Here is a 20,451-nt window from a genome sequence, read left to right as displayed (position 1 = left end):
ATGAGCTTTTTTATTCTTTAAGGTGGTTTAAACGCATAATAAAAAATTCCAAAATTAATTTTTTTTCCATTTTCCCCGTTTTCATTTCATAATCTGCTTCTGCTAACAAGTTCAAGATTTTTTTTAACTCCTCAGGTAAAAATAACTTTGTTTGATTCATAGCGAGTTTGACTCGATACGGATGCACAGACAAATGGCTAGCAATTTGATTTTGATTATATCCCCTGCCCTGCAATTCTTTTACTTGATAGAGCAAACGAAATTGAGTTACGAGCAGAGCCAAAATTTTAATTGGTTCTTCCTGCTTCGTTAAAAGCTCATATAAAATCTTTAATGCTCCTCCTATATCACGCTTAACCACTTTTTCCGTTAAAGCAAATACATTTTGCTCTGCTGATTTTGGAACAATAGAGGAAACTGTCTCCTCAGTAATGAGCCTCTCTTCATCAATATATAAAAATAACTTATTCATTTCTTGAGATAGCATCATAATATTACTTCCTACAAGCTCCACCAACAAAGATATTGCTTTTCCTTCTATTTGGACTCCCTGCTCTTTCACGCGTTCTTGAATCCATTTCTCTATATCTTGAGTTTGTAATACGTTAGCCTCCACTACTTCGGCAGACTTCTTAACAAGCTTGGTAATTTTTTTACGTTCATCCAGCTTTTCAAACGGAGCAATTAATACCAAAACGGTGAACGGGGACGGCTCCTTAATATATTCCTCCAACACCTTTACATTTTGTTCCATTTTCTCTTTTTGAGCTGTTAAGAATAAAGGGGATTTAATGAGGATTACTTTGCGCTCACCGAAGAATGGGAGCGTTCTGGCATCTTCTACTACTTCCTCCAAATATACTTCATCTAAATCGTAAACCACCGCGTTGAAATCCCTGTTTTCTTCCTCTAGGGCGTGCTTTATAAGCAACTCAATCGTTTCATTTATAAAATAAGACTCTGTACCGTACACTAGATACAAGGGGGCAAACTGTTTTTGTTTTATTTTTTTATGTATGGCATTCATGTGTTCTCTCCCTAACTTGTCCAATATGGCATCTCTATTGTTTCACATAAATAGGGGAATAGGCAATGCCTATTCCCAATCTATATTAAACGTTAACGAATAAGTCCCGGGTGTCTTGTTCATTAACGGGTAAGCAAAGCTGTATCCTTATTTTTTGTACAGGCTTACAAAGTATGAATGACAAGTGTTGTCATGTTTGGAAAAGAAACGACTAATTGTAGCTTTTTTTCTGACATTATCTTATACTAATAATGAAAAGTTGGGAGGGGTATTTTGTGAATGAATTTGAAGCAAATGTTCAAAGCAAACGAAATGACGCAGTGGATTCTGGAATAGGTTTTGCTGCTTCTTTTGGCTTCTTTACAATTCTTTTTATTGTTGCGACAGCAATTAAAGTTATCGCTTCTTAAGACTGCAGCTTCTGCAGTCTTATTTCTTTTTAGTTGTTTTCATCATATGTAATCGCGCTTTGAAAAGTTCCTTTTTCTCCCAGAAAATTATAGGCAATTGCGCCGTTCTGATCTGTTCTCAATATAATAATTCCCTGACTCTTAAGACGAGTAAGTACTTCTTCATGGGGATGACCGTAGCGATTGCGTTCTCCTGCAGAAATTACAGCAATTTTAGGTTGAACTCTTTGTAAAAAAACATCTGTTGTAGAGCTTTTACTCCCATGATGACCTACCTTCAAGACATCGGCTCTTAGGTAAGCAGACCGCTCTAGAGTATTTCGCTCTCCTGCCTCTTCTAAATCTCCTGTGAATAACCATGTTAACCCTCCAATAACTGCATGCAATACAATAGAGCTGTCATTTCCTTCTGCTTCATTTCCTGATGGCGATATAACAGTGAATACAGCTTCTCCAGCCTTCCATTGTTCACCGGCTCCTACAGTGGCTATATTTATCTTTTTTCGCACCGCTTTCTGTACAATCTCCTGTTCCAATTCTGAATAGCCTTCTTTTTTTCCAATGAGGATTTCTTTAATAGGGATTTGTTCTAAAAGCTCTTTTGTCCCTCCAACATGATCCATATCTCCATGGGTCAAAATAAGCTTATCTAACACTTTAATCCCTTCTGCTTTTAAATACGGAAGAACTGTATCCCTTCCTACTGTATATTCCTTCTTTCTTTGCTGCCATTCTTCTTTTGGAAATGAAAAAACTCCACCTGTATCAATCAAGTATGTTCCCCTTCCAAAGGGCAATTGAATTAAAATAGAATCCCCCTGACCAACATCTATAAAAGTGACCTTTCCATACGGGCTCCAAAGATAAGAATAGTAATGGGAGCATATAAGCAGCAGCAACATGCTTAAAACAACTCTCGCATATCTTCGCAAAGCCTCACCCTCCCATGTTATAAACAAACAAATTATTACAATAAAATACAGAAACATAATCCATATTGACGGATTCTCAAAAGTTAAGCTGGAAAAAGGAAGCTTGGCACTAAAGTCCAATAGTTTATTGGAGTACACAATAACAAAAGAAAGCATCTGAGCTAATACTTTTGCTGCCATTGGAAATAAAAAAGAGAGAACAAATGCACATAGGCACAGAGGAAGAATGAAAAAGGAGATAAGGGGAACATAAATCATGTTTAATACTAAGCTGTACGGAGAAAATTGGTGAAAATGATACAGAATAATCGGCAATGCAATGAGCTGAGCAATAATCGTGACCTTCCACATCGTTTTCCAGCTGTTCTCTTCCTTTGACAATATCGTTTTGGAGGAAAGTATGAGCGCAAAGCTGACGAGAAACGATAATTGAAACCCCGCATCAAATAAAACGTACGGGTTGTACAGCAGCATCAGCATACATACTATACCTATGACATCTATAGCCATGATTGTTGAAGCAAACAAAAAACAGCAAAGTACAATACAAGCAGTCACACATGCCCGTATAACAGAAGGAGAAGCACCCGCCAGAACCATGTAAACAGGGAGAATTAAAAGAATCGTCACTGTAGCGGTTTCTCTTGTCATACCAAGACGCAGCAAAATATAGTAGCACATAGCAGTCAATAAACTAATGTGTGACCCAGAGATCGCCAGCAGGTGAACTAATCCTAATGCTTGATATTGCGTTTCAACTTTCTCTGTCATTTGGGCACGATCTCCAAAAATAAGAGCGTTCATAAAACCTACTGCTTGTTCTGGAAAAGTGAGCTGCACATGCGAAAGGGCAGCTTGTCGAAGAGAATAAAGAGAGGAAAGGATATTGATATGTGTGTTAGTACATCTTTCGATAGAAATTGTATCAGGAATAAGCTGATAATGAATATGACGCTGAAATAAATACTGCTTATAATCGAATGCATAAAAATTGCGGGCAGGCGACGGCATCCTCAGTGTCCCGCGCAAACTGCATCTCATCCCTGGATGGAGATACTGCAGTTGTTTTTTCTCTATACTATTGGGAATTCTATAGAACACTTGGAGTGTTTCTTTTGTTTGAAATTGAAATGATAACCTGTCTCCATCAAATACTGGTGAAGAAGTAAGCGTTCCTGTGAAAGTCGTTTCCATTCCAGTATAAATGGACTTATTTGTTTCGTTTACTTGGAAAGCATAAAAAGAGGATACGAGAAAAGTCACCATACATAATACCCCTGCATAAACCGAAAGCTTTATGCAATAACATAAATATAAAAATCCAATCATGAGAACCCCAATATGAAAATTAGAGTGAGCCGCCGCAATTCCAAGCATCATTGCAATCGCAGCGTACCCGGACTGTCCTCGCAAAATACTATCACCTCACAATGGTTAGAGCAGCTTCTGTATATCTGTTAACAAACGACGGATATCTTGCTCTTGAATACTCTCAATGTTCGGACTCCCAAGAAGCTCACGTATCTTCCTTACATTTTCGTCCTGTTCAATAGAAGCTATGGAATATTGCAGCGGCACATGGTTGACTTTCACATTCGCTTGTTGAAACAGTTCAATGGCATATGGATGATTTTTATAATCTTCAGCATAGTATACTGCTGTAATGCCACTTTGAATAATCGCTTTACAGCAATTCAAACAAGGAAAATGCGTAACATATATTTCTGCTCCTTCGGTTTTCACACCAAATTTAGCACATTGCAGCAATGCATTTACTTCTGCATGAATGGTTCTTACGCAATGATTGTCGATAACATAACAGCCTTCGTCTGCACAATGAGTTCCCCCGGCAATAGATCCATTATATCCCCCGGCAATAATACGTTTGTCCCGTACAATGGTTGCTCCTACCGCTAAACGTGTACATGTGCTCCTCAATGATAATAAATGACTTTGCGTCATAAAATATTGGTCCCACGAAATTCGTTCCATGCTGCACCCCCATTTTCTCTCCTTTCAGTGTAGCCAGTTTATAGCACAAGCGTCAAACCTCTTTTACGGTACAATGATATAATCTTTCATTTTTTCAAGCGATTTTTCTCCTATACCGTCTACTTCCAGTAAATCTTCCAGTTTTTGAAATGCCCCTTGCTCTTCTCTGTAGCGAATAATATTGGCGGCTTTAGAAGGTCCCACTCCCGGTATCTCTTGTAATTGTTCTGCTGTCGCTTGATTTATAGCTATTTTCCCTTCTCCTGATACAGATGGAGGGACAACTCCTGCTTCTTGTAGTTCTCCTTGCACAGGTACGTAAATCACCATTTCATCTCTTGCTAACGAAGCTAAGTTTACCTTTGCTTTATCCGCCTTTTCCAAGAAGCCTCCTGCCTTTGCAATCGCATCTATAACCCTAGCTCCTTGCGGCAGCTCATACACACCTTCTTTGGCAACCGCTCCTTTCACGTCCACCATAACAAATCCAGGTGCCTTAAAATCCTCCTCTTCTTTTTCTTTTAATATGGGCGGTGGGATATTTTCAGTTTCTTCGGCTTGGTTAGTCAAAGTATAAATGAAGAGCAGTATCCCTACTGCTGCTACACCCAGCAATAACCATTTTTTAGAGATAGAAAGATTCATTTTAGGTACACTCCTTTTTTGATACTATAGAAAATCATAAATCGGAAAAGACATTCATATTGTTTAGGAGAAAGATTTTACAAAGGAGGGGATGGAACATTGAACATAGGAATTATAGGTACAGGTAATATGGGGAAAATTCTGATTGACGCATTCATTGAAGCAAATGCCGTACAACCCTCGCGCTTAACAATTGTGAATCGTACATTAGCAAAGGCATATAACATTAAAGAGCAATATCCAGGTATTAATGTGGGAAAAACGATACAGGAAGTAGTGAAAAAATCAGATTTGATTTTTTTGTGTGTGAAACCACTTGATATGCATCCTTTATTACAACAACACCATTCACTATTTACACAAGAAAAATGTCTTGTTTCCATTACGAGCCCTGTTAGTGTAAAGCAGTTAGAATCGATTGTAAATTGCAATGTGGCACGTATGATCCCCAGTATAACAAACCGCGCATTAGCCGGTATTTCTCTTTGTACATTTGGAGACCGTTGCTCACAAGAGTGGCAAAAAAAACTCCTTGCCCTCTTTTCACATATCTCTACCCCTATTCACATTGAAGAGAACATTACAAGGGTAGCATCAGATATCGTCAGCTGCGGACCAGCTTTTTTCAGCTATTTACTACAGCGCTTCATTGATGCGACTGTAAAAGAAACTGAAATCACCGAGCGTGAAGCAACAGAATTAGCAAGCGGTATGCTGATCGGAATGGGAAAATTGTTGGAAAAAGAAATTTTCACTTTGCGTACATTACAGGAAAAGGTGTGTGTCAAAGGCGGGATTACCGGAGAAGGAATTAAAGTGTTGGATACCGAATTAGGGGATGTATTTGAACACTTACTCCAAAGAACTCATGAAAAATACAACGAAGATCTTGAAAAAGTAAGTGAACAGTTTAGAGGCTGTTAACATACAGAATACGACAAGAAATAATAAAAAACCTTCTACATTATAAAAAAAGAGCACGGAAATTTCCGTGCTCTAACTATTTGAACCAAATGATTGTATGATTATCTAATCAGCCCTGTGAGGCCTCCGTCTATATGCTCTTTAATATATAGAATTTCATCCTATCAAAGTATTATGCATTCAAAAATCTAAAGCTCTGAGATTATTTTTTGGCGGCAAAAAATATGCGTTCAGTTGTATCGAATACCTCTGTTTGTTCAAAACCATCAGTGATGCTTTGAACTGAGAATCCCGCTTCTTCTAACCAATCCTTTAATTCTTGAATGGAATATGTACGCTGTACATGAAACTCGTCAAATCGACGATACATGTCCTTCTCTATGTCTTGAGTAAAAAAAGTCAACTCATGTTCCACGCTATTTGGAAGCTCACCCGGAAAACAATTCCAAATCAATGCGACAGAGTCTTCATTTACTGCAAAGGTTTCATTTATGAATACTTCATTGACCTTGTAAACAGAATGAACATCAAATAAAAAAAGACCCCCGGTATTTAAGTGCTCATATACTCTCTGAAATGTCCTCTGTACTCCTTGTTCTTCCAATACATAATTCAGCGAATCACAAAAAATCGTGATGCAATCAAATCTCTCAGGAAGTTCCAACTCTGTCATATCTTGCTGATAAAATGGGATAGACAAGCCTTCACCCGTTGCTTTTTGCTGCGCTACAGCTAACATATCCTCTGACAAATCGGCACCTGTTATAGTATATCCTTTTTTAGCCAGCGGCAATGTAATATTCCCTGTACCACAAGCTAAGTCTAAAATTTTATGTGCACGTACCTGTTGTTTTTGCAGCTGCTGCTCTACAAAATCCACCCATTTTTCATAGGGAACATCACTCATCAATTCATCATACAAAAAGGCAAATTGCTCATAGCTCATTGGCTCAACACTTCAGCCATGTCTTCTATTGGAGCGTCCCCCCAAAGTCTCTCAAGATTGTAGTAATCTCTTTCATCTTTATGGAAAATGTGAGCTACTACGTCTCCCATATCTACAAGAACCCATCGCCCTTCATCGAAGCCCTCTATACGTTTTACATCAAACGTGTATTCCTGTACTTTTTCCTTCATTTCACGCACAATCGCTTGTACTTGCTTATCAGAATTACCATGGCAAATCAGAAAATAATCTGCTACCGCTGAAATCCCTCTCATATTTAATACCACGATATCTTCAGCTTTTTTATCGTCTGCCGCTCTCACAGCAACCGTTAACAATTCTTTTTCTGTCATTCAACTGCTTCCTCCTTTATTAGTGCATTATATGTTTGAAACGTCAATGGGTACACAGCTTGATCTTTCTCCATTAAAAATGCAATCGTATTCTTAATGGCCTGCAGTAACGCTTTATTTAAATCTAGCCGCGCAAGTTCTCGTACTTCGTCCACTCCCGGAAATTTCCTCCCCGGTTCAATATAATCTGCTACATATATTACTTTATCAAGCATGGTCATGCATTCATGTCCACTTGTATGATAGGCTATCGCCTGCAGAATTTCGGGATCTGTAACCCCTGCTTCTTTTTCTACTAAATAAGCACCTACAGGCGCATGCCATAATTCTTTATTATATTCCAATAAACCTGCGGGCATTTGTTCCCGCTTTATAATCTCTTCCATCTCTTGAATTGGACGACATTTTGCATAGTCATGAAAAATAGCCGCCAGCTCTGCTTTTTTTTTATCTACTTTGTACCTCTCCGCTAACTCTATCGCTGTTTCCATTACGCCCACTGTATGGAGATAGCGTTTTTCATGCAGTTGCTTTCGTACGATATCAAGTGCTTGCTGACGTTCCATAGAGTCCATTCCTTTCAATATACTCTCGAATTTTCTCAGGGAGTAAATGCTTTGTATTGCCATTTGTACGAAAACGATCCCGAATGAGACTGGAAGAAACTGCAAATTCAGGAATTTCTAATGGTAATATCGGATATAAGGAACGGAGAGTATACCCTGGACGAGTCACACCTACAAAGGTGATAAGCTTTAAAAGTTCATCTACCTTATGCCATTTAGGCAAATACTCTACCATGTCGCCGCCGATAATAAAAAAGAATTCACAGTCAAGATAGCACTCTTGCAGACGCAAGATAGTATCATACGTATACGAGGGGCCCTCCCGCTCTAACTCAATCAGACAGACAGAACAAAACGGTTCGTCTTCAAGTGCTAATTGTAACATGTCTATACGCCTTTTTACACTTGTGATATCTTTCCCCATCTTATGAGGCGGAATTTGATTAGGCATAAACCATACTTCATCCAATTCCAAACGACTGTATACCTCATTTGCAATAAGCAAATGGCCATTATGGGGCGGATCGAATGTTCCGCCGATAATTCCGACTTTTTTCAATATAGACGCTCCTCCGATTATGATGGAAGTACGATTTGTTTATTTTCCTTTGACTCCTTATATAAAACAATCGTGTTACCAATTACTTGAACTAATTCAGCCCCTGCACCTGTGCTTAGCTCTTCTGCCACTTCACTGCGATCAAATTCACAATTCTGCAGCACACTTACTTTGATTAGTTCTCGTACCTCAAGTACATCGTCAATTTGCTTTACCATATTTTCATTTACTCCACCTTTTCCTACTTGAAAAATCGGACTAAGGTGATGTGCTTTCGCACGAAGAAATCGTTTTTGTTTTCCAGTTAACATCATTTATCCTCCAAGCTTTGTTGTGACTAATTTTTTCATTCGTTCTATATTAGGCAAAATACCTGTCCATAACTCAAATGCAAGAGCTCCTTGATAAACGAACATATCCACTCCATTTTGTGTGATAGCTCCTTGCTGCCTGCCTACTCGCAATAATTTCGTTTCTAAGGGGTTATAAATAATATCTGATACAATACAGTCTTCCTTTAAGTGTCCAAGTGAAAAGGGGCTTTCCTCCGTATTTGGATGCATACCTACTGTTGTTGTGTGAATGATAACATCATATAGATTTTGTACTGCTTCAGCTTCTTGTATACTGAACGCATTCGCATTGACCTCATCGTTATAAAACCTAATCAGCTCTTTCGCACGCTCCTTTGTACGATTCGCTATATCCACACGCTTTACCCCCATAGATGCTAATGTAACGAAAATTGCACGGGCTGCGCCTCCTGCACCTAATACGAGAATATTTTTTTCTTTTAAGGGACCCTTACTAATAGACTGCAACGAACGAACATACCCTATTCCATCCGTATTATAACCAATCAACTTTCCATCTCTGCTTACAACCGTATTCACTGCTCCAATTTCCTTTGCCAGCTCGTCCACTTCGTCCAAATATTGCATAATCTCTACCTTATGTGGAGTAGTAACATTAAACCCAGAAATACCGATAGCTTTAAATCCTTTTACTGCATCACCTAGATCTTTTTCTTTGATTCGAAACGCATGATAATAAGCATTAATACCTAGATACACAAATGCATCATTGTGTATAAGCGGCGACATAGAATGTTCGATTGGATTGCCAATCACACCATATAATTGCTTCATGCCCCTCTCCCCTTTTGTCTTTAAATTAAAGACTTCCGCAGTGATGCCCCTACTCCTTTTGGAACATGAACGACTACTTTTGCTCCCGGTTCGTTGACTGTCACCCAGCCAAGTCCAGAAAACACGATGTCTGTTTTTGGTTCTTTTATTGTAAACTCATGCTTTACAAGTTCCGGAAATTCCTTCAGTTCATCTCCTGAAGGAGGCTGCAGCAATTCTCCAAGGTGATTTTTATAAAGGTCATCGGCTTTTTCCAGCTTTGTTCGATGAATCACTAGCTGGTTGGACATATGACATACAAGTGAACGTCGTCCTCCGCTAATATAGTCTAAGCGAGACAACCCTCCAAAAAATAATGTTTGCTGTTCATTTAATTGAAACACCATTGGCTTCACTTCTTTATTCGGCGTAATTATCTTCAAGCTTTTTTTATCAACAAAGTGTGCCATTTGATGATGATTGATAATACCAGGCGTATCATACAAGGACGATTGCTCGTCTAATGGAATGTCGATTAAATCTAACGTAGTTCCTGGGAAATGAGACGTTGTAATTACATTTTCAGTTTCCTCGCTGAACTGTTTAATAATTCGATTAATGAACGTAGACTTCCCTACATTTGTACATCCTACCACATAGACGTCTCTTCCTTCACGATAATGTTCAATAGCTTCTGCAAGCTCCTTAATTCCATGTCCTTTCGAAGCACTAATGAGAAATACATCTTCAGGCTTTAGCCCAAGCTGTTTGGCACTGTTTTTCATCCAGTTGATAAGTTTGGCAGCTTTTACAGATTTCGGAATAAGGTCTGCTTTATTTCCAACGAGAAGGACTTTATTATTGCCAACAAATCGATGCAAGCCCGGCAGCCAGCTTCCTGTAAAGTCAAAGAGATCAACAATTTTAACCACTAATGCATCAGTTTCTCCAATACCGTTTAAGATGCGCAAGAAATCATCATCCGTTAACGATACATCCTGAATTTCATTATAATTTTTCAAGCGAAAACATCGCTGACATACAACTTGCTCTTTTTCTAATGATGAAGGCGGTGCATAACCTAGTTTATGCTTATCCTCTGTTTGAATTGTCACACCGCAGCCTATACATTTAATCGCATCACTCAATCTTTATTCCTCCCAATGAATTAAGCCTTTTCGCTTCATATTCTTCATTAATCTGCGCTCTATTTTGCGATTAAATCGCGTCATAAACCCATCCGATTGCGCCACTGGTACCACTAAAATTGTATGTAGCCCCAAACGATTGCCACCTAATACATCAGTTAAAAGCTGGTCTCCGATCACTACTACCTCTTCTTCTGTATAGTTCATGCTGTTCAGCGCTTGTTTAAATGCACGTGTCATGGGTTTGCGTGCACTATGAATAAACGGGATACCCAGAGGGTCACAAAATGCTTTGACTCTTCTTTCATTATTATTTGATACAACAGTCACTTGAATTCCGCTCTCCTTAATCGTTCGAAACCATTCTTCAAGTTCAGGAGTTGCGTTAGCACGATCCCATTCAATCAGCGTATTATCTAAATCAGTAATAATCCCTTTTACCCCTCGTTCTTTCAATAAATCGGGAGTGATATAGTAAACATTTTTGACATATTCACTTGGTAAAAACAACTTTAACATCTTTCCACCTCATTTTCATTTCCACTATATCTAAAAAAGTCCTATAAAAGTTTTCGACACTTTTTTTAAAGTGCTCGTCTGTGGATAACCTTGTACACAATTTCCATGCTATTTTTTCAGTATATTTGAAATTTTACACACAATTAATCAACAAGTTATTCACTGTATTTTGTGGATAAAGCGCGGATTGTACAGCAAGGAAATTTTTGGTACAGTAGATTCAACAGATAGATTAACTCACACTTATAATCCAATTTGTATAATCTTAGTTTCTCTATTCTTCTAACATTCAAACCGGAGGTGACAAGCCTTACTGGCGGAAGACATGGAAAAATTATCCGATAAATTGTTAACTGAATCTTATTATAAAGCAAAAGAGCTGAAATTGAACCCTGAGTTTATTTTGTTAATCAAACAAGAAATTATCCGACGATCCCTTGAGCATAATTTAAAGCAAACGTCTTAACTCTATATAGCTGGAAAAAGAGCCGTCCTAGAAAGACAGCTCTTTTTTTCTATCATAAAAGACTGGTTTTTACAATAGTTAATTCCATGTACCCAGCTGTTGACCAACACGAACACCCGTCCTTTTTCGTAACGAAGCTGCTGGTTGGAATGCTCCTTTTTGGAATAAAAGAATGACAGTCGAGCCAAAAGTAAAATAGGCTATCTCTTCTCCTTTATTGACTTGTTCGTTCTGATTCGTTACTTCAATGCTGTTGACAAACATAGCCCCCACCTTCACAAGCATCATACGCTTGCTGTCATGCTCCATTTCTGTAACGACACGATAATTTTTAGAAAGAGGCTCCTTTCCAAATTTCAAGCCCAGCTGATTAACAGGATACGACTTTCTGCCAAGCACAAAGCGCTGCAGCACCTTACCTGCAATCGGACTATGAATCCGATGATAATGGCTTGGGCTTAAATACAAAATAATATATGTACCTCCTATATACGGAACAGCATTTTCATGACTGCCAAGCATCTCTTCAATCGAGTATGTTTTCCCTTTGACAACAAATTCTTTCGATTCACTAATAGGGCCGTAATCTTCAAGTACACCATCTACTGGACAAATCACCGCATCTTCCGAACCATCAATCGGCCTGACTCCCTCTTTTAGCTTACGTGTAAACAAATCATGCAACGTACGATAGCTTTTTAATCCCTTCTCCATTTCTTCCTGTTGTATATTAAAAACTCGTGCATATGATGGTATTATGGCTGCACTTAAACGTGACTGCGAAAACCTTTTTAATAAAAAGGACGTAAACCGCCCATTTGTCAGCTCAATAAAAAATCTATACAATGACTGCCGCAATTGATGATCCTCCTAAAAATTGTCTTTACTATTCGCATCTTTCTCCATACAATATTGTTATTATATTCTAAATCGTATCCTCAATCCACTTTTTAAGGAGGGAAGCCCCTTTGTTTCTATTGAACTACTTAGACCACACCTTCAGAAAACTCAAATCACAAATTGCTAATATCTTTACCCTTATAAATTTATCTTTAGGCGGACTCGCTATCCTATTCACGGTCAAAAACGAACTGCAATTGGCACTTATTTTTATTTTTTCAGCTGCATTATCTGATCGATTTGACGGTATGGTCGCCCGTAAGCTCGGTATTGAATCAGAGCTCGGAAAACAACTAGATTCTTTATGTGATTTAATCTCCTTTGGTGTTGCCCCTGCATTGCTGTTATACCAAGCCCTTTTGTTTGAATACAGTGCGCCTGCTGCCTTTTTTACTATCTTGTATATCGCATGCGGAGCCATTCGTTTAGCACGTTTCAACGTGACAGAATCCACTGGATATTTCCAAGGCGTGCCCATTACAGCTGCAGGCTGTTTGCTCACTCTCAGTTACTTTTTAATCCCTCACATCCCAGCCAGCGCATTCATGTTTCTTTTATTGTTCCTCTCATTTATGATGATTAGCAACATCACTATAAGAAAAATATAATCGGATATAAAATTAACCCCTAACCAAGAAACTTTAGGGGTTAATTTTTATTGCTTTTTTTTTCTTTTTCCGAACGTACAAACTCATGAAACATCTTCATCAATGCTCGTTTTTCAATCCTTGAAACGTAGCTTCTAGAAATACCGAGACTTTTTGCAATTTCACGCTGTGTTTTTTCTTTTTCCAGTCCCAATCCAAAACGGTTCACAATCACTTCTTTTTCCCGTTCATCTAAAATATCGATATATTCCCTGATTTTTTCAAGCTCCATAGTAAGTTGAATTGTATCTATAACATCCTCTGATTCCGATTTCAAGATGTCAATTAAGGAAATTTCATTTCCTTCCTTATCCTGCCCAATCGGATCATGCAAGGAGACATCTTTCTTCGTTTTCTTCAATGCGCGTAGATGCATTAAAATTTCGTTCTCTATACAACGCGCTGCATATGTGGCAAGCTTTGTCCCTTTCCCTTGTGAATAGCTTTCAATTGCCTTAATCAATCCAATTGTACCAATAGAAATCAAATCTTCCGCATCTTCCCCCGTATTTTCAAATTTCTTTACTATATGCGCAACTAATCGAAGATTGTGTTCTATCAACAAATTCCGAGCATTTGTGTCACCTTGCGCCATCAACTCTAAGTATCGTTTTTCATCCTCTGGTGATAGCGGCTGCGGAAACGCATTGTTTTTGACATAAGATACAAACAAAATAAGCTCCCGAATGAACATGCCTAATGCGCCCAATACACTCAATCCCTATTCACCTCCACGATAAAATAGGTGTTCTCTACTATGTGTATGTCAGGGACTGGGCGTCTGTGTCTGTACAAATGGGAGGACGAGGAGGAAAATAAATTCACGCTGTTCAAGTGTTCATAGAATAAATTTTACGGCAATACAAAGTAGAGGTGCAGGCAGCATTATAATCGTGATGAACAGCTAACTGTTCAATCAATAAGTTCTACATCACGTAACCATTTTTCTAGGAAAGCTGATCCTTCTTCAAAAGAAAGGTCGTTAGCATATACAACTCCCAGTTTATATCCGTAATCAGGCACATAAGGAAAATTTTGAGGGATACTAATATTTTTGTAATGCTTTGGTTCAAAAAATATATCCCATTCATCTATACCTTCTTTTTTGTAGCCTATTGCTTCTAGATCATATCCATTTTCATAATAGCCAAGGTGCGCGTGTTGATGCTGTTCATATATATTTTTCATAAAACCTCTCTCCTCTTATGATAAATTCATTGCAAGTATTATAAAACTGGGATTCCAGTTATTTCAGTTGATTGTACTCATATTTCCAACGGTTCCATGCAGAAAGATATTGAGGTAAATCCTGTTGGTGCCAGCGAATACAAGTAGCAATACGACAATATAAACCAAGTAATACCTCTTTATATAGCTCTATTTCATTTTTAGGTCTCCAAGTGTGCAGCAAAGCTACTGCTGGTTGAATCACTTCTAAGTGTAAATCGTCTGGAGAGGAACAGAATGCATATATTAAATCATATACAGGTTCTCCTGAAACTGGCGTTGGATCAATAACACTCACTAATTGCTCACCGTCGAAAAGGAAATTATGGACACCGAAATCACCATGTATAAGGTAAGGACCCTTTTCGCTTCTTATTTCCTTCGACCTTTGAGCCAACTCGTAAATAAGCTTATAATCCTCTTCACTTAGATAAGAACCAATCGTTTCATGTGCTTCTATAACACGAGAAACTAAAAATGACTCCCATGAATCCTTAGGTTCCTCAAGCCATCCCCATGTGTTTATGTTGGGTATAGACCGATAGTTATTAATGATATGACATGAAAGGAAAGAGAGCATGGAACATTTATTTTTTCTCTGGTAATTGATTTGTCCCGGCATATACTTGTAAACAATATAGCGATAGTAAGGATCTACATAGCATAGCTTTGGAAACAAAGGTTCAGCCTGATACATGGTTAAAAACTCTGATTCAGCTGCTAATACCTCGCGTCCGTTGATTTTTACTACATATTTTGGTTTTCCATTATATTCTATAGCACCTACTGTACTCGTGGTTCCTCCAGAAAGCTTTCTGTATTGACCATGCTTTTTAATAATTTCTTTATCTTGTAGTTCTTCCATTATTTGTTCAATATTTAAAGACTGCATGTGGTGTCACCTTCCATTAAGCTTATTTATGTAGAGATTGTAAATCAATGTACTTAACCTAAAATCGGTTGATAAAGAAAATTGAATTACACGAACAAATGTTTTATAATATATTTTCTCAACTATTAATTGAAATATGGATTATGGAGGCATTATACATGTACATAACGATTGCAGACTTTATTAAAGAATGGAATCGGGAAGCAATGCTTACTCAAAAAGTTTTGGATAGATTGACAGACGATTCATTACATCAACAAGTTTATCTAGAAGGTCGTACTTTAGGAAGAATTGCTTGGCATTTTACCACAAATATCCCAGAATATTTAGGACATTTCGGATTGAAGATAGATAGGGTAGAAAACACAGGAAAGGTCCCAGATTCAGCAAAAGAAGTGGCTGAAACCTTCAAAAAAGTAAGTTCTTATGCTGCCCAAGTTATTGAACAACAATGGACAAATGAATCTTTGCAGGAAGTACAAAAGACATTTGGAAGGGAAGAAACAAATGCTCAAATTTTAATGGGGCTAATCAAGCATATTGTTCATCATCGCGGGCAGGTAACAGTTCTTATGCGTCAAGCTGGGATTAAGCCTTTTGGAGTATATGGACCGCCTAAAGAAGATTGGATTCATTTCGGTGTAGACATCCCACCACTTTAATAATGTGCTAATGGATGCTTTAGTGGTATAAGACTTTTACATGAGAGACAAACAAGCTGGGTTATCTAAGCTTGTTTGTCTGTTAATTCTATTGTTATGTTACCTGCCAACTTGTAAGCAAGGGTCTCTTTGTCTGTAACAGTACCTCTATATGAATATATCAAAAACTTCTCTAATAAACCAAAAAATACCAATCAAGGTTAAACAGTTTCTTTACATAATGAATTATTATTCAAAAGTAAGGAACTATAGCTTATTTAACGATAACATCCTTTCCTTTCATTCCGAATGTACCTTTCCATACTTTACTAAAACATGCCACATTAGTTTTAATTCTTGAAGTACCTCCTCATAAGTTCCACGATCACTCCAAGATGCTGGATTAAGTTTCAAATCCATCGCAGCACACCCAATTATGTTCGCATTAATATACTTCTTCTGTGCAATGCGGCTTGCTAATGAAGGCATTGTTGGACCTCGAAAATCCCTAGGAGTCTCCTCTGCTATGAGTGTAAAACCTGGACGCCAATACAGATCAATGGAATACGTAAAACACATTTGTTCTAAAATTCCCCCTACATGAGTACCCCGAAAAGAAGAATCTGCAACGAGCACTTCCACATCTTCTTTAAGAGAAATATCTCCATGAATCTGAGCTTCGATATAGTGATTAAGATTGCGGCTTGGCTCTTGCTCGGCTGGATCTGCAAATGGCTGTTTCAGGTTAACCAACAAATGACTGATTAGCCTTACTGGTGTTAGATTCCTTTCACCAATTGCAAAATCCCGCAAAAATGCCTCTTCTAAGAGTGCAGCCAAAATCATGTCCAACTCTTTATAAGTACCTTTTTCTTTTGGATCTTGATGTGAGTCTAAATACGTGTATGTAGAACGATGCGAAACTTTAGGGGATAGAAGAAAATAGCATGACCCAAAACGTGGAGCAGGTCCATCTGGATGTAACATCAGATTTAGTGCCCCGTATTTAGGCCGTTGATCATTAGTTGCACCCTCCAGTTGATATGCTCCTCCAAAGATTCGCTCTTCCCAAAGGTCGCGTGCGCCACCAGGATACGCGGATACGCTGCCATTTGATAAAAGTGTTTCAAACTGACTCTTATATATTCCCTGCTCAAGCAGTGCTTCAGCAATGCTTTTCATAGTTGAATCAGGCCGATCCGGATGAAAATGCAACCCAATTCGGGCATGAGACTTTACATTACCAACAGCATTTTCAAATACTTCATCTGAGATATTTGACATTTTCAGTATGTGATTGATAGTATCTTTAGCTTTTTGTTTATGATTCCTTGCATACTTTGTAATATGTTCTAAAGCCAATAGTTGAGACTTTGATAATTCCATAACCAGGTGTTTCTCCCCTTTCATGAAACCACCTCTAATAAGTTCAATAAAAAGTTGGTCCTTCCTTCTTGTTCAACTAGTTAGCTAAATAGAGAACAAGGAATACTCCATGCGTGCTCTGTTAGCATAGCCTATCATTATCAGAAGTAAACTAATGTAACATTAGCGTCTTGTACGGGTTATTTTAAAACAATGTTACTTTTCACATTGCCTATATTTCAAAAGTAATATATCAATTCGCTCAATTAACTTGGCCTTCTTTGCAGAAAGAATGAGACATAGTGTATACGTAGCTCATTGGTAGAAGCTGCTTCGCTAAAGCGCTCATTAGCTAAATAAGTTCTTTTCAAGTATTATTTTATGAAGTCCTTTATCATCAGTATAAGTCTCGATCACATCAAATCCATTTTTGATATTTAACACTAACATACTGCGCCATCTATTCATTGTTTTTGTTTGTACAACTTTATAACCATGTTCCTTTAAATATTGATGTTGTTGTTCCATTAGCATTGAAGCAATGCCATGTTTTCTATAATGAGGATCTACTCCGCCTAACCAGCTATAAAATTTATTATTATTAAGTTCATATCCAATTTTAAACCCAACAACTTTTTGATTATCTAATGCAATGTTTAACAATAATTTAGGTTTATCTTTCATTTTTATAATCAAATCATCTTCACTATCGAATACCGAGTTATACAGCTTGGTTATCCTCTCCATTAAATCCACATTAGGAATACTTTCAAAAACAAGGTATTTAATGTCCAACGATATTTCTCCTTTCAAGCAACATCATCCTTATATTACTATACTGTTTCCAAACTTTTATAAAGAAAAGCTGAAGAATACAAACTCTCTCTTCAGCCCCCACTCCTTTAACTCGACTTGGAGAAAGACGTATGAACGATACCTTCATACTCCGTTTACATAAAACATCATTATCAAATTTTGTATTTTGCGAACGCTACCTCTACAACAAAAGACCACTGTATCGTGGTCTTTTGTTTTCCTTATTCAATTATCTACCCAACAGCTTAGATCTACTTCAAAAAAACAGAGCTATTTCTTCCTGAATCCGAGGTAGAGATTAGAAATTAATTGTTGTTCAGATTACACATAAAGCTGATGTAAATATAGTTTCACTCTATTATTTACTTTGTATATTGGAGATATATTTTTTCACTACTTCATAAACATACTCTTGATTTGCTGCTGCTGTATCAGGAGTGTATTTACCACCGTTTGTTTTATTATTAGATAGTATTCGAATACCTAAGAATGCTACATCATAAGCTTTGGCAATTTGTGCTGCTGCTGCACCTTCCATTTCTTCTACAGATGAGCCATAATTCGTATGGAACCATTTAATTCGATCAACTTCATTATTCCAAACATCTGCTGAACCGATAGTACCCTCAACAACTTTACCCTTAGTGTATGTATCTTTTACTGCATTAGCAGCTGCAAGTAAACCCTTATCGCCCTCGTAGTAACGAATTTTCTCAGCATTCGGATCTTCTCCTGCACTTCCTTCAGAAGCCATTAAGTCCATTGGAATCCATGTAGTTGGGTCAATTCCTTGGTTTTCATCCTTACTTGTTGTTTTTAATGAACCTAGGTTTGTAGTTCTTTTTCCTAAAACAATATCATATACGTTTAAATTCGGATCATGTCCGCCTGATGTACCTTGGTTGATGATTGCGATAGGGTTATATTTTTCAATCGCCACTGCTGTAGCAGCTGCTGTATTTTCCATTCCCTTACCTGTTTTAGCAACAATAACAGGATAACCGTTCAGCTTTCCTTTATAAAAAACAAAAGTTCCTGATTTTTCTTCTTTAACTTTCTCTAATCTTTGTGCAAACTTTTCAGCTTCAATTGGCATTGGACCTTGAATAATTATAGGTCTTTGTGCAGCTTCTACTTTTGTTTCATGCAGCAAAGTTGAATTACGTCCTCCAAACATCAATAAAACCAGGATGGCACTGATTGCCAACAAAGCGTTTTTCTTTAACATTTTGTTTTTCATAAATAAACTTCCCCTTTTTTTCTCTTGTTGTTTGATACACTCGAAAATTAGGCCATGAAAAAAGTCTAGAAAATGTAGAATGATTTCTACTTTCTAGACCTACGAAAGTCAAAGTATCGATAATTTAGCAAAAAATGAAGCTAATGCTAAATAAAAGAGCAGTGGCAAAAAAAGCCAAGCAGCCGAATACTTTAATCCGTAGTCTAGTTCTTTCAATGGGAACCAAGTAGAAACACTCAGACCATATTACCGAGTATATACGAGAATAGTATGTAAGATTATTGCTTTTTCAATATATCAAACTTACCATAGATGCGCAAGAAAAATATGAACATTTTAACAAAAAAATAAATAAATGTTCGTTTTATGAATAAAAAACCCCAAAAAACAACTGAATAAATTCTTTATTTCTCCCATTTTTTTATAAGCTGTTTCAGTCCCAATGCAAACGTTACCCATTTTTAAAAAATATAACTCCCTTACTGATTACGGGCAACCTCGTTCTTCCATCATTTCCACCAAATCACTAGAACGGCAGTTTGTGCCACCTCTCCAAATTACCTCTGCATTCCTTATCTATTAGATTATTGAATGTCTGAAAATCAAACATGTTTTGCCATAATACAGGTTATCAAAAGCGAAATTTTTTATGTAGAATTGTAATTCACATTAATTAAACCTATACGTTTATCCTTTTCACATTTTACTCCATTAAATAGTAAAAAAGCACACTCCTTGAAGAGCGTGCTTTTTTACTAGAAAGAATTAACAACAGACAATTTCATTTTCATTTAGACCAAGCGACTTCGCTGTGGAAGTATGAATTTCTTGGAAAAGCTCTGGGTGTTCCATCAGTGACACGCCATAAGAAGGAATCATGTCTTTTATTTTCGGCTCCCACTCTTTCATATGCTGCGGGAAACATTTTTCTAATACCTCAAGCATAACGTGCACGGCAGTAGAAGCACCTGGAGAAGCGCCGAGTAAGGCAGCTATCGAACCATCAGCGGCACTAATAACTTCCGTACCAAATTGAAGTGTTCCTTTACCGCCGGCCTCCGTATCTTTGATAACTTGCACACGTTGACCCGCTACCACGATATCCCAAT

23 protein-coding genes, 2 pseudogenes and 1 riboswitch are annotated in these 20,451 nt (G+C 37.6%); of the genes and pseudogenes, 5 read left to right on the top strand and 20 right to left on the bottom strand.

All coding sequences use genetic code 11. From position 1 onward, the window contains the following. Positions 1–10 precede the first annotated feature (10 nt). On the bottom strand, positions 11–1,027 hold the full coding sequence (holA, locus tag J7Q84_RS07710) for a DNA polymerase III subunit delta (RefSeq protein ID WP_209093951.1): 1,017 nt from the start codon (positions 1,025–1,027) through the stop codon (positions 11–13). Positions 1,028–1,302: 275 nt separating this feature from the next. Here holA and J7Q84_RS07705 point away from each other — a divergent pair, with 275 nt between their 5' ends. Next, on the top strand, positions 1,303–1,437 hold the full coding sequence (locus J7Q84_RS07705; RefSeq protein WP_209093950.1) for a YqzM family protein: 135 nt from the start codon (positions 1,303–1,305) through the stop codon (positions 1,435–1,437). 29 nt (positions 1,438–1,466) lie between these two features. Here J7Q84_RS07705 and J7Q84_RS07700 read toward each other — a convergent pair whose 3' ends face one another. The 3 genes and pseudogenes from J7Q84_RS07700 to J7Q84_RS07690 all read right to left on the bottom strand — a co-directional run bounded on the left by J7Q84_RS07700 (position 1,467) and on the right by J7Q84_RS07690 (position 5,006). After that, positions 1,467–3,782: a DNA internalization-related competence protein ComEC/Rec2 gene (locus J7Q84_RS07700; RefSeq protein WP_209093949.1), complete on the bottom strand. Its 2,316-nt coding sequence runs from the start codon at positions 3,780–3,782 to the stop codon at positions 1,467–1,469. 161 nt (positions 3,783–3,943) lie between these two features. Beyond that, positions 3,944–4,361, bottom strand: a pseudogene (locus J7Q84_RS07695) (ComE operon protein 2); the annotation flags it as partial. A gap of 63 nt (positions 4,362–4,424) precedes the next feature. Continuing rightward, entirely contained in the window at positions 4,425–5,006 is a 582-nt protein-coding gene (locus tag J7Q84_RS07690; protein WP_209093947.1) for a helix-hairpin-helix domain-containing protein, read from the bottom strand. A 99-nt stretch (positions 5,007–5,105) separates the two neighbouring features. Between J7Q84_RS07690 and comER the strand changes: the two genes are divergently transcribed. Further along, positions 5,106–5,930, top strand: a complete 825-nt coding sequence (gene comER, locus J7Q84_RS07685; RefSeq protein WP_209093946.1) for a late competence protein ComER — start codon at positions 5,106–5,108, stop codon at positions 5,928–5,930. Between the two features lie 202 nt (positions 5,931–6,132). Here comER and J7Q84_RS07680 read toward each other — a convergent pair whose 3' ends face one another. From J7Q84_RS07680 to J7Q84_RS07645, 8 genes are read right to left on the bottom strand one after another with little or no spacing between them, the layout of a single operon-like run. Next, positions 6,133–6,876 carry a class I SAM-dependent DNA methyltransferase gene (locus tag J7Q84_RS07680; RefSeq protein ID WP_209093945.1) on the bottom strand — a complete coding sequence of 248 codons (744 nt, stop codon included), beginning with the start codon at positions 6,874–6,876 and terminating at the stop codon, positions 6,133–6,135. Beyond that, the gene (rsfS, locus tag J7Q84_RS07675; protein ID WP_209093944.1) at positions 6,873–7,229 is read right to left on the bottom strand and encodes a ribosome silencing factor; all 357 of its coding nucleotides are present in this window, start codon (positions 7,227–7,229) and stop codon (positions 6,873–6,875) included. Before rsfS ends, J7Q84_RS07680 begins: the two co-directional genes overlap by 4 nt. Beyond that, positions 7,226–7,795: a bis(5'-nucleosyl)-tetraphosphatase (symmetrical) YqeK gene (gene yqeK, locus J7Q84_RS07670; protein WP_209093943.1), complete on the bottom strand. Its 570-nt coding sequence runs from the start codon at positions 7,793–7,795 to the stop codon at positions 7,226–7,228. Before yqeK ends, rsfS begins: the two co-directional genes overlap by 4 nt. Continuing rightward, on the bottom strand, positions 7,773–8,354 hold the full coding sequence (locus J7Q84_RS07665; RefSeq protein ID WP_209093942.1) for a nicotinate-nucleotide adenylyltransferase: 582 nt from the start codon (positions 8,352–8,354) through the stop codon (positions 7,773–7,775). The genes yqeK and J7Q84_RS07665 overlap by 23 nt, the downstream gene beginning before the upstream one ends. 17 nt (positions 8,355–8,371) lie before the next feature. Beyond that, positions 8,372–8,665: a ribosome assembly RNA-binding protein YhbY gene (gene yhbY, locus J7Q84_RS07660; RefSeq protein ID WP_209094256.1), complete on the bottom strand. Its 294-nt coding sequence runs from the start codon at positions 8,663–8,665 to the stop codon at positions 8,372–8,374. 3 nt (positions 8,666–8,668) lie between these two features. Beyond that, a complete protein-coding gene (aroE, locus tag J7Q84_RS07655; RefSeq protein ID WP_209093941.1) occupies positions 8,669–9,502 on the bottom strand; it encodes a shikimate dehydrogenase in 834 nt (277 codons plus the stop codon). Positions 9,503–9,522: 20 nt separating this feature from the next. Continuing rightward, entirely contained in the window at positions 9,523–10,629 is a 1,107-nt protein-coding gene (gene yqeH / locus J7Q84_RS07650) for a ribosome biogenesis GTPase YqeH (RefSeq protein WP_209093940.1), read from the bottom strand. A gap of 3 nt (positions 10,630–10,632) precedes the next feature. Next, complete coding sequence (locus tag J7Q84_RS07645; protein WP_209093939.1) at positions 10,633–11,148, bottom strand: YqeG family HAD IIIA-type phosphatase; 516 nt, start codon at positions 11,146–11,148, stop codon at positions 10,633–10,635. Between the two features lie 325 nt (positions 11,149–11,473). Here J7Q84_RS07645 and sda point away from each other — a divergent pair, with 325 nt between their 5' ends. Beyond that, complete coding sequence (sda, locus tag J7Q84_RS07640; RefSeq protein ID WP_209093938.1) at positions 11,474–11,614, top strand: sporulation histidine kinase inhibitor Sda; 141 nt, start codon at positions 11,474–11,476, stop codon at positions 11,612–11,614. 78 nt (positions 11,615–11,692) lie between these two features. Here the strand turns inward: sda and J7Q84_RS07635 are convergent, their stop codons facing one another. After that, positions 11,693–12,472 carry a phosphatidylserine decarboxylase gene (locus tag J7Q84_RS07635; protein ID WP_209093937.1) on the bottom strand — a complete coding sequence of 260 codons (780 nt, stop codon included), beginning with the start codon at positions 12,470–12,472 and terminating at the stop codon, positions 11,693–11,695. Positions 12,473–12,582: 110 nt separating this feature from the next. Here J7Q84_RS07635 and pssA point away from each other — a divergent pair, with 110 nt between their 5' ends. Beyond that, positions 12,583–13,122: a CDP-diacylglycerol--serine O-phosphatidyltransferase gene (pssA, locus tag J7Q84_RS07630; RefSeq protein ID WP_209093936.1), complete on the top strand. Its 540-nt coding sequence runs from the start codon at positions 12,583–12,585 to the stop codon at positions 13,120–13,122. Positions 13,123–13,162: 40 nt separating this feature from the next. Here pssA and sigK read toward each other — a convergent pair whose 3' ends face one another. From sigK to J7Q84_RS07615, 3 genes are all read right to left on the bottom strand, one after another. Beyond that, positions 13,163–13,855 (bottom strand): RNA polymerase sporulation sigma factor SigK, encoded by a 693-nt coding sequence (gene sigK, locus J7Q84_RS07625; protein ID WP_481747544.1) that lies wholly within the window; start codon positions 13,853–13,855, stop codon positions 13,163–13,165. Positions 13,856–14,073: 218 nt separating this feature from the next. Continuing rightward, entirely contained in the window at positions 14,074–14,349 is a 276-nt protein-coding gene (locus J7Q84_RS07620) for a DUF3986 family protein (protein WP_209093934.1), read from the bottom strand. Between the two features lie 58 nt (positions 14,350–14,407). Further along, positions 14,408–15,280 (bottom strand): phosphotransferase, encoded by an 873-nt coding sequence (locus J7Q84_RS07615; RefSeq protein ID WP_209093933.1) that lies wholly within the window; start codon positions 15,278–15,280, stop codon positions 14,408–14,410. Positions 15,281–15,438: 158 nt separating this feature from the next. Between J7Q84_RS07615 and J7Q84_RS07610 the strand changes: the two genes are divergently transcribed. Beyond that, on the top strand, positions 15,439–15,942 hold the full coding sequence (locus J7Q84_RS07610; protein ID WP_209093932.1) for a DinB family protein: 504 nt from the start codon (positions 15,439–15,441) through the stop codon (positions 15,940–15,942). Between the two features lie 279 nt (positions 15,943–16,221). Here the strand turns inward: J7Q84_RS07610 and J7Q84_RS07605 are convergent, their stop codons facing one another. The 4 genes and pseudogenes from J7Q84_RS07605 to J7Q84_RS07590 form a co-directional block, all read right to left on the bottom strand. Then, on the bottom strand, positions 16,222–17,307 hold the full coding sequence (locus J7Q84_RS07605; RefSeq protein ID WP_209094255.1) for a DUF3626 domain-containing protein: 1,086 nt from the start codon (positions 17,305–17,307) through the stop codon (positions 16,222–16,224). A 327-nt stretch (positions 17,308–17,634) separates the two neighbouring features. Next, positions 17,635–18,081: a GNAT family N-acetyltransferase gene (locus J7Q84_RS07600; protein WP_247739144.1), complete on the bottom strand. Its 447-nt coding sequence runs from the start codon at positions 18,079–18,081 to the stop codon at positions 17,635–17,637. A 379-nt stretch (positions 18,082–18,460) separates the two neighbouring features. Next, a pseudogene (locus J7Q84_RS07595) lies at positions 18,461–19,225 on the bottom strand (5'-methylthioadenosine/S-adenosylhomocysteine nucleosidase); the annotation flags it as partial. 296 nt (positions 19,226–19,521) lie between these two features. Beyond that, a riboswitch (purine riboswitch) is annotated at positions 19,522–19,625 on the bottom strand. Positions 19,626–20,107: 482 nt separating this feature from the next. Continuing rightward, positions 20,108–20,451 (bottom strand): malate:quinone oxidoreductase (locus J7Q84_RS07590; protein ID WP_209093930.1); only part of this gene is annotated, 344 nt, incomplete at its 5' end.

It is taken from the genome of Bacillus sp. 165 (genome assembly GCF_017742235.1).
Taxonomy (GTDB): Bacteria; Bacillota; Bacilli; order Bacillales; family Bacillaceae_G; genus JAGHKQ01.
This window is presented reverse-complemented; position numbering and strand designations above follow the sequence as displayed.

Coding starts and splice junctions, on each gene's coding strand:
- holA (WP_209093951.1), bottom strand. CDS start 1,027: ATGAATGCCATACATAAAAAAATAAAACAAAAACAGTTTGCCCCCTTG.
- J7Q84_RS07690 (WP_209093947.1), bottom strand. CDS start 5,006: ATGAATCTTTCTATCTCTAAAAAATGGTTATTGCTGGGTGTAGCAGCA.
- J7Q84_RS07680 (WP_209093945.1), bottom strand. CDS start 6,876: ATGAGCTATGAGCAATTTGCCTTTTTGTATGATGAATTGATGAGTGAT.
- rsfS (WP_209093944.1), bottom strand. CDS start 7,229: ATGACAGAAAAAGAATTGTTAACGGTTGCTGTGAGAGCGGCAGACGAT.
- yqeK (WP_209093943.1), bottom strand. CDS start 7,795: ATGGAACGTCAGCAAGCACTTGATATCGTACGAAAGCAACTGCATGAA.
- yhbY (WP_209094256.1), bottom strand. CDS start 8,665: ATGTTAACTGGAAAACAAAAACGATTTCTTCGTGCGAAAGCACATCAC.
- aroE (WP_209093941.1), bottom strand. CDS start 9,502: ATGAAGCAATTATATGGTGTGATTGGCAATCCAATCGAACATTCTATG.
- J7Q84_RS07645 (WP_209093939.1), bottom strand. CDS start 11,148: ATGTTAAAGTTGTTTTTACCAAGTGAATATGTCAAAAATGTTTACTAT.
- sda (WP_209093938.1), top strand. CDS start 11,474: ATGGAAAAATTATCCGATAAATTGTTAACTGAATCTTATTATAAAGCA.
- sigK (WP_481747544.1), bottom strand. CDS start 13,855: ATGTTCATTCGGGAGCTTATTTTGTTTGTATCTTATGTCAAAAACAAT.
- J7Q84_RS07620 (WP_209093934.1), bottom strand. CDS start 14,349: ATGAAAAATATATATGAACAGCATCAACACGCGCACCTTGGCTATTAT.
- J7Q84_RS07615 (WP_209093933.1), bottom strand. CDS start 15,280: ATGCAGTCTTTAAATATTGAACAAATAATGGAAGAACTACAAGATAAA.
- J7Q84_RS07610 (WP_209093932.1), top strand. CDS start 15,439: ATGTACATAACGATTGCAGACTTTATTAAAGAATGGAATCGGGAAGCA.
- J7Q84_RS07605 (WP_209094255.1), bottom strand. CDS start 17,307: ATGGAATTATCAAAGTCTCAACTATTGGCTTTAGAACATATTACAAAG.